Here is an 8,361-nt window from a genome sequence, read left to right on the forward strand (position 1 = left end):
CGGCAGCGTGCCGGCGCCGGGCGGCCGTGCCCTGGCCATTGCCGACGGCTTTGCCGAGGAGCCGCTGCTGCCGCAACGGATCGACGGCGCGCTGGCCGATGGCCGGCTGGGCGAGGCGATCCTGATCGCGATGCAATATTTCGACCGCGGTGCCACCGGCAACCCAACCGACCTGACCGCGGCGCTGGCCACCTTCCGCAGCGTCGGGCTGGAGGATATCGCCCGCCGCGCTGCGCTGCAGGTGATGCTGCTGGAGCGGCAGGGATGACCGGCGGCCCATCCAGCCCGGCGCGGTGGATCGCCACCTTTCTCGACGCGCAGGCCGCCGAACTGGGCGCCGCCACCAACACCCAGTTGGCCTATGGCCGCGACCTGAAGGATTTTGCCGACTGGCTGGCCGGACGCGGCGGCGATTTCGCCCGCGCCGACCGCGAGATGATCGAAAGCTACCTGATCGATTGCGACGCGCAGGGCCTGGCCAAATCCACCCGCGCGCGCCGGCTGTCGGCGATCCGGCAGATCTACCGTTTTGCCTTTGACGAGGGCTGGCGCAGCGACAACCCGGCGATCCAGATCCGCGGGCCAGGCCGCGACCAGCGCCTGCCGAAAACCCTGGATGTGCCCGAGGTCGACCGGCTGCTGGCCGCCGCCCGCAGCACCGGGCGCAACCAGAGCGACCGCCTGCGCAACACCTGCCTGATGGAACTGCTCTATGCCACCGGGATGCGGGTCAGCGAGTTGGTGGCGCTGCCGGTCGCGGCGGCGCGCGGCGACCCGCGCATGCTGTTGGTGCAGGGCAAGGGCGGCAAGGAACGCCTGGTGCCGCTGTCGCCCCCGGCGCGTGCGGCGCTCTCCGCCTGGCTGGTCGAACGCGATGCGGCAGAGGACCGCGCGCGCGCCAAGGGCCAGCCGGCGTCGCGCTTTCTGTTTCCGTCGCATGGCAAGTCGGGCCACCTGACCCGGCACCGCTTTTACCTGCTGATCAAGGAACTGGCCGTCGCCGGCGGCGTGTCGCCCGCCAAGGTGACGCCACACACCCTGCGCCATGCCTTTGCCACCCATCTTCTGGCCAATGGCGCCGATCTGCGGTCGATCCAGACGCTGCTGGGCCATGCCGATGTGGCCACGACCGAGATCTATACCCATGTGCTGGACGAACGGCTGGCCGAGCTGGTGCATGATCATCACCCGCTGGCGCGTGGCCGTTCCGACACCTGAATCGACGCGCGGCGCGACGGGCGCTTGAATGCGCGCCGCCGCGCCCCCATAACGTGATCTGCTGCCACTGGGACCGATAGCCGAAACATGGAGACAACTGCATCCGCGCTGGACAGCGCCTTCTGGATCACGATCGGGTCCATTCTGCTGCTGCTTGTCCTCTCTGCCTTCTTTTCGGGGTCGGAAACCGCGCTGACCGCCGCCTCGCGCGGCAAGCTTCGGGCGCAGGCCGACAAGGGCTCGAAAGGCGCCGAGGCGGCGCTGAAGATCACCGAGGATAACGAACGCCTGATCGGCTCGGTCCTGCTGGGCAACAACCTGGTCAACATCATGGCGGCCTCGCTGGCCACCTCGCTGTTCACCCGCCTGTTCGGCGACAGCGGCGTGGCGCTGGCGACGCTGGTGATGACCCTCCTGGTGCTGATCTTCGCCGAGGTGCTGCCCAAGACCTATGCCATCATCTATTCCGAAAGCGCCGCGGCCACGGTGGCGCCGGTCATCCGCATCATCGTGCGGGTGCTTGCCCCGGTGGTGGGCGCGGTGCGGCTGCTGGTGCGCGGGGTGCTGCGGCTGTTTGGCGTGCAGGTCGATCCCGACAGCCAGATCCTGGCGGTGCGCGAGGAAATCGCCGGCGCGCTGCAGCTGGGCCATTCCGAAGGCGTTGTCGAAAAGGAAGACCGCGACCGCATCCTGGGCGCGCTGGACCTGGGCGACCGCACCGTCGAAGAAATCATGCTGCACCGCTCGGGCATCGAGATGATCGATGCCGACAAAGAGGCCGGAGAGATCCTGCAGCAATGCCTGGAAAGCCCGCATACCCGCCTGCCGGTATTTCGTGGCGAGGTGGAAAACATCATCGGCGTGGTCCATGCCAAGGACCTGCTGCGCGCGATGTATGCGATGGTCAGCGGGGCCGAGGCCGATGCAAGCGCGCTGGGCCGGTTCCGAATCACAGATGTGGCGATGCCGCCCTATTTCGTGCCCGAGACCACCACGCTGGACGAACAGATGCGCCAGTTCCTGAAACTGCGCACGCATTTCGCACTGGTGGTGGACGAATACGGCTCGCTGCAGGGGCTGATCACGCTGGAGGACATCCTGGAAGAGATCGTCGGCGAGATCACCGACGAATTCGACCCCGATGCCGACCACCCGCTGAAGGCCGGCGGCGATGGCAGCTATATCGTCGAGGGCGGCATGACCATCCGCGACCTGAACCGCGCCACCGACTGGACGCTGCCCGATGAAGAAGCCAACACCGTGGCCGGGCTGGTCATTCACGAGGCGCAGGCGATCCCGATCATCGGCCAGGTGTTTTCCTTCCACGGTTTCCGCTTCGAGGTGCTGGACCGCGACGGCAACCGGGTGACCAAGCTGCGCATCCGGCCGCTGTGATCCGCTCGCTTGTGCTTGCCGCGCTGCTGGGCGCTGCCGCGCTGGCCGCGCGCGCCGACGGGCTGGACCCGGTCTGCGGCATGGGACAGGCGCGCGACATGGGCTGCGATGCGATCCGCGCGCGCGCCATCGCCGATGTCACGGCGACGCCCTGGCGCAGCATGGGGCGGGTGAATTTTGCCGGCGTGTCGGTGCGCCTGCATTGCACCGGCACGCTGGTGGGCGAACGCCTGGTGCTGACCGCCGCGCATTGCCTCTATAACGGCCGCGAAAACGCCTGGATGCCAGCCTCGGCGATCCGCTTTGCCCTCGGCTATCAGCGGGGCGAGGCGGCGGCGGTTTCCACCGTGCGCCGCTATGTGCTGGACCCGGCGCAAAACCCTTTAGGCCGCTATAACAATTCCGACCGCACCGCCGACTGGGCGCTGCTGGTGCTGGATCAGCCGCTGGGCCGAAGCGCGGGTATTTTGTCGGTGCGGGTGAACGACAGCGGCGGGCCCACCCGACTGGCCGGCTATGCCGGTCTACGCGAACATGTGCTGTCGATTGCCGAGGATTGCGCCGCGCCAGACCCGGCGCAGGCGCCGCTGTTCCTGCTGGACTGCCCCGCCATGACCGGCGATTCCGGCGCGCCGATCCTGGCCGAGATCGAAGGCGAAACGGTGGTCACCGGCCTGCTTTCCGCCGTCACCGTCGAGAACGGCCAGGTGCGCAGCCTGGCGATTTCCGCCAGCGCCTTTGCCGCGGCGGTGCAGCGCGAAACCCAGACCGACTAGTCCGGACCGGCGTTGTCCTGCTCCAGACCCGCCTCTGCCGAGGCGCGCAGGCGCGCGCGGTCGGGCTCCCAATCCATCCCTTCCAGCGCGCGGGTCAGGAACTCGCCCGCCTGCCGCCGCGCCGCCTTGCACAGCCCCGGATCGGGATGCCGCATCAGCCCCGACATCACCTTTTGCAGCCGCTGCTGCACCTCGTGAAAGGCGGCCCCGTCGCGGGCGATGGCCGAAAACGCGTCGTCGATCAGGTCATCCGGATCCAGCGGCCGCACATGCAGGCGCGGATGCAGCGGTTCGTCCTCCTCGGCGGTCTCATCGCGATAGACCGACAGGATGCGCCCCGACCGGTTGATGATGTCGATGGCCGTGCCGGGATCGTTGATGCCCGGCGACAGCGCCTTCGAGGCGATCTGCGCCATGGTCAGCAGGCCAAAGCGCGGGTCCTGCTCGAAACTCCGCGCCACGCCGACGACGATATTGTTGCGCACCACCCGGCACAGGCGGTCCATCGTCTCCTCGCTCGGGCTGTCCTCCAGCCCGGTGATCCGCACCAGCGGCGCGCCGTAGAAGACAAAGGCGCCGATCTCGTGCAGCAGGTAGATTTCCAGCTCCAGTTCTTCGGCCAGATGCTGCAGCGGCTCGGGATGGATGATCTGGATATGGCCGGTCTGGTCGGTGGTGATCTCGACCCCCTCTTCGGGCGGTGCCCCGGTCATCGGCCTGGCCCCCAGGCAGGGCGTGTCCAGCCGTTCCTGGAACTGCGCCCGCGTCATCTCTTCGATCTGGCGGCAGGAATCGATCAGGCTGCCCAGCACCTGCAGATGCTGCATCCAGTGGATCAGCGACCAGACGATCAGCGACAGCACCAGAACCGTCACGCAGAACAGCACCAGCGCCCCCTCATCGCCGAAAAAACCGACCTCGCGCAGCACGATGGCGGTCAGCGCATAGACATAGGTGCCGATGAAGGTGGCCAGCGTATTCTGGGTGATCGCGTCTTCGCGGATCAACTGATGAATGCGCGGGGTGAACTGCGACGCGGTCGCCTGATAGGTCGACACCATCACCGTCAGCGAAAAGATCGTCACCGCCAGCATGGCGCTGGCGATGATATTCAGCAGCCGGTCCGCCGATTCCATCGAGATCCGGTTCTGCACCTCCTGCGGCAACAGCCCTTCGATGATCTGGGACGAGCCCACGGTGACCACCGCCAGCAACCCCATGCCGGTGACGCGCACCCACAGCATGCGCAGATACCCGCGCAGCACGCGCAGCCATTTCCGGGTCAAGGTCATGCGCGCCTCCGCCACTGCCGTCCCTGTTGCAGGGATATTAACGGTGCCGGCGGCAATTCACAGCCGTCCGAAGCGCGAGGGGTCTGCGAGCCGGGAACCTCACTTCTCCCGCATCGGTTTCAGCGCCACGGCCCATTTCGCCAGTTCGCGGAACATGTTCTTCAGCCCTTCGTTCATCTTCTCGGTGGCGCTGAACTTGCCCTCTTCGTCGATATGGCTGGCAACGAACGGCACCGGCACCACCTGCGGCAGTGGCATCATATTCTTGTTGCCGATCAGCTGCCGCAGCTCCTGCGACGACCGCAGCCCGCCCGACACGCCGCCATAGCAGACCGTGCCGGCCGGCTTATAGCGCCACTCCACCGCCAGGCATTGCAGCGCGTTGACCAGCGAGGCGGGCGCGAAGAAATCATATTCCGGCGTCACGAACACATAGGCGTCACCATCTGCCATCGCCGCGCTCCAGCGCTTGGTGTGCTCGTGCTGATATTGCTGCATCGCCGGATGTTTCGGCTCGTCCAGCAGCGGCAGATCGAACTCGGCCAGCTCAACCAGCTCAACCTCAAAGGCGTCCTGCGCCTTTGCCGCCTCGTGAACCCATGAGGCAACCGAGGGTCCGACACGTCCGGGCCGGGTCGAGCCGATGATGATCTTGAGCTTGAGTGACATGAATTTCTCCGATGATTGGGTCTCTGCGGGTCAGCCTGAAGCCAGTGTAAACGTGGCGCGCAGGCAGCAGGGGGCAAATTGTTTAAGTCCGGCGGCCGATCTCACGCTGAACCTTCCCCTTGCGGCTTGTGCCCCCAGCTTCGGACTCCGACGCGCGCCCCAGCCCCGAGCGTGCCGGCCTCAGTGACACTGGTGATCCGTGATGGGCTGAACCAAGGCAACGCGCGGAACCCCTGATGGTTCCGTCTTTCCGCGGCCCAGCCCCGGTTCCGGCGGCAGCCGCATCCCCCTCGCCCGAGGCCAAGCTCTTAATCGCGACACCTCATGTCGCAATCCGGCTTGCCGCGCCCCGGCGCCCGGCCCACGTTGACACCAGCACCAACCCCCGGAGGTCCCATGAAAACCACCACGCGTGTCGCGGTTATCGGAGGCGGCGTTGTCGGCTGTTCCGTCCTGTATCACCTGACCAAGCTGGGCTGGTCCGATGTCATGCTGCTGGAACGGTCCGATCTGACCTCGGGGTCCACCTGGCACGCGGCGGGCGGCTTCCACACCCTGAACGGCGATACCAACATGGCCGCGCTGCAAGGCTATACCATCAAGCTCTATCGCGAGTTGGAAGCGCTGACCGGCTTGTCCTGCGGCCTGCACCATGTCGGCGGGCTGACCCTGGCCGACAACCAGGACCGCTTCGACATGATACTGGCCGAGCGCGCCAAGCACCGGTTCATGGGGCTGGAGACCGAGGTGATCGGCCCCGACGAGATCAAGAAACGCGCCCCCATCACCAATATCAATGGCATCGTCGGTGCACTGTTCGACCCGCTGGATGGCCATCTGGACCCCTCCGGCACCACCCATGCCTATGCCAAGGCCGCGCGCATGGGCGGCGCCAGCATCGAAACCCATTGCATGGTGCGCGAAACCAACCAGCGCCCCGATGGCAGCTGGGACGTGGTGACCGACAAGGGCACCATCCATGCCGAACATGTGGTCAATGCCGGCGGGTTGTGGGCGCGCGAGGTGGGGGCGATGGCCGGCGTCTACCTGCCACTGCACCCGATGGAGCATCAGTATCTCGTCACCGACGACCTGCCCGAGATCTACGAACGCGACAGCGAACATCCGCATGTGCTGGATCCCGGCGGCGAAAGCTATCTGCGCCAGGAAGGGCGCGGCCTGTGCATCGGGTTTTATGAACAGCCCTGCCGCCCCTGGGCGGTCAACGGCACCTCGTGGGATTTCGGCGCCGAACTGCTGCCCGACGACCTGGACAAGATCGAACAGAGCATCGCCTTCGCCTATGACCGCTTCCCGATCCTCGGCACCGCCGGGGTGAAACGGGTGATCCACGGCCCCTTCACCTTTGCCCCCGACGGCAACCCGCTGGTCGGCCCAGTGCCGGGGCTCAGGAACTACTGGTCCGCCTGCGGCGTCATGGCCGGGTTCAGCCAGGGCGGCGGTGTCGGGCTGATGCTGGCGCAATGGATGATCGAGGGCGAGACCGAGCAGAACACCTTCAGCCTGGACATCGCCCGTTATGGCAAATGGATCAGCCCCGGCTATACCCTGCCCAAGGTGATCGAGTTCTACCAGAAACGGTTTTCCGTCTCCTACCCGAACGAGGAACGCCCCGCCGCGCGGCCCAACCGCACCACGCCGATGTATGACATCTTCTCGCGGATGGGCGCGGTCTGGGGCCAGCAATTCGGGCTGGAAGTGGTGAACTATTTCGCCCGGGACGGGGAGCCAGACTATGAAACCCCGTCGTTCCGCCGATCTGACGCCTTTGACGCCACCGGGCGCGAGGTGCGCGGCGTGCGCCAGGGCGTGGGCATCAACGAGGTGCAGAATTTCGGCAAATACCGGGTGACCGGCGACCATGCCCGCGCCTGGCTCGACCGGATCATGGCCGGCCGGGTGCCGCAGCCGGGCCGCGTGAGCCTGACGCCGATGCTGTCGCCCAAGGGCCGGCTGATCGGCGATTTCACCATCTCCTGCCTCAGCGAGACCGAATACCAGCTGACCGCCTCCTATGGCGCCCAGGCCTTCCACATGCGCTGGTTCGACCAACATCAGGAAGACGGTGTAAGTGTCGAGAATATCTCGGATCAGCGCACCGGCTTCCAGATTGCCGGCCCGAAGGCGCGCGCGGTTCTGGAGGCCTGCACCGGCACCGACCTGTCCGACATGAAATTCCTTGACGTGCGGCACATGCGGGTCGGCATGACCGACTGTATCGTGCAGCGGCTCAGCTATACCGGCGACCTCGGCTATGAAATCTATTGCGACCCGATGGCCCAGCGCCAGCTGTGGGCGACCCTCTGGGCCGCCGGCGAACCGCTGGGCATGGTGCCCTTCGGCATGCGGGCGATGATGTCGCTGCGGCTCGACCGGTTCTTCGGCTCGTGGCTGCGCGAATTCTCGCAGGATTACACCCCGGCGGAAACCGGGCTGGACCGCTTTATCTCGTTCAAGAAAAACGTTGATTTCATTGGCAGACAGGCGGCCGAGGCCGAGCGTGAAACCGGCCCGTCCCGCAAGCTTGCCAGCTTCGAGGTCGCCGCCGAGGATGCCGATGTACAGGGCTATGAACCGATCTGGCTGGATGGCGCGGTGCGCGGCTTCTGCACCTCGGGCGGCTATTCCCACCATGCCGGCAAATCCATCGCCATCGGCTTCGTGCCCAGTGACAGGCTGGCCGAGGGGCTTGAGGCCGAGATCGAGATCCTGGGCCAGATGCGCCCCGCCCGGCTGATCACCACGCCGCTATTCGACCCCGAGGGCGAACGTATGCGCGGCTGACGCTTTGCCATTGCGGCCCCCAGCGGCGCGGGCATAGTCTTGCGCCATGGTCACCGACATGCCGATCCTGCTGCTCGCCGCCGGGCAATCCGCGCGGATGCGCGGCCGCGACAAGCTGATGGAGCGCGTCGAGGGCCGGCCGCTGATCCGGCGCCAGGCCGATATCGCCCGCGCCGCCACTTCCGGCCCGGTGATCGTGGCCCTGC

General features: G+C 66.5%; 7 protein-coding genes and 1 pseudogene. 6 read left to right on the forward strand and 2 right to left on the reverse strand.

The features are described from left to right. The 4 genes and pseudogenes from CVM52_RS21320 to CVM52_RS21335 form a co-directional block, all read left to right on the forward strand. A pseudogene (locus CVM52_RS21320) lies at window positions 1-268 on the forward strand (hypothetical protein); the annotation flags it as partial. Continuing rightward, entirely contained in the window at window positions 265-1,218 is a 954-nt protein-coding gene (locus CVM52_RS21325; RefSeq protein ID WP_100164409.1) for a site-specific tyrosine recombinase XerD, read from the forward strand. The pseudogene CVM52_RS21320 and the gene CVM52_RS21325, both read left to right, overlap by 4 nt. Before the next feature lie 87 nt (window positions 1,219-1,305). Next, on the forward strand, window positions 1,306-2,613 hold the full coding sequence (locus tag CVM52_RS21330) for an HlyC/CorC family transporter (protein WP_100164410.1): 1,308 nt from the start codon (window positions 1,306-1,308) through the stop codon (window positions 2,611-2,613). Further along, complete coding sequence (locus tag CVM52_RS21335) at window positions 2,610-3,389, forward strand: trypsin-like serine peptidase (protein ID WP_100164411.1); 780 nt, start codon at window positions 2,610-2,612, stop codon at window positions 3,387-3,389. The genes CVM52_RS21330 and CVM52_RS21335 overlap by 4 nt, the downstream gene beginning before the upstream one ends. On the opposite strand, the gene CVM52_RS21340 is transcribed toward CVM52_RS21335, so the two are convergent. Continuing rightward, on the reverse strand, window positions 3,386-4,681 hold the full coding sequence (locus tag CVM52_RS21340; protein WP_172721059.1) for a DUF2254 domain-containing protein: 1,296 nt from the start codon (window positions 4,679-4,681) through the stop codon (window positions 3,386-3,388). The two genes, CVM52_RS21335 and CVM52_RS21340, sit on opposite strands and share 4 nt — an antisense overlap. Window positions 4,682-4,780: 99 nt before the next feature. Next, entirely contained in the window at window positions 4,781-5,350 is a 570-nt protein-coding gene (locus tag CVM52_RS21345) for an NADPH-dependent FMN reductase (protein WP_100164412.1), read from the reverse strand. A 396-nt stretch (window positions 5,351-5,746) separates the two neighbouring features. Here CVM52_RS21345 and CVM52_RS21350 point away from each other — a divergent pair, with 396 nt between their 5' ends. Together CVM52_RS21350 and CVM52_RS21355 are read left to right on the forward strand one after the other, a co-directional pair. Then, window positions 5,747-8,155, forward strand: a complete 2,409-nt coding sequence (locus CVM52_RS21350) for a GcvT family protein (RefSeq protein WP_100164413.1) — start codon at window positions 5,747-5,749, stop codon at window positions 8,153-8,155. Between the two features lie 58 nt (window positions 8,156-8,213). Then, window positions 8,214-8,361: NTP transferase domain-containing protein (locus CVM52_RS21355; protein WP_370741664.1), on the forward strand; the 148-nt coding region annotated here is incomplete at its 3' end.

Source organism: Pseudooceanicola lipolyticus (genome assembly GCF_002786325.1).
GTDB classification, from domain to species: domain Bacteria; phylum Pseudomonadota; class Alphaproteobacteria; order Rhodobacterales; family Rhodobacteraceae; genus Pseudooceanicola_C; species Pseudooceanicola_C lipolyticus.

Excerpts from the sequence above, each read along its gene's own strand:
- CVM52_RS21330 (WP_100164410.1), top strand. The coding sequence starts at position 1,306 with ATGGAGACAACTGCATCCGCGCTGGACAGCGCCTTCTGGATCACGATC.
- CVM52_RS21350 (WP_100164413.1), top strand. The coding sequence starts at position 5,747 with ATGAAAACCACCACGCGTGTCGCGGTTATCGGAGGCGGCGTTGTCGGC.
- CVM52_RS21325 (WP_100164409.1), top strand. The coding sequence starts at position 265 with ATGACCGGCGGCCCATCCAGCCCGGCGCGGTGGATCGCCACCTTTCTC.
- CVM52_RS21345 (WP_100164412.1), bottom strand. The coding sequence starts at position 5,350 with ATGTCACTCAAGCTCAAGATCATCATCGGCTCGACCCGGCCCGGACGT.
- CVM52_RS21340 (WP_172721059.1), bottom strand. The coding sequence starts at position 4,681 with ATGACCTTGACCCGGAAATGGCTGCGCGTGCTGCGCGGGTATCTGCGC.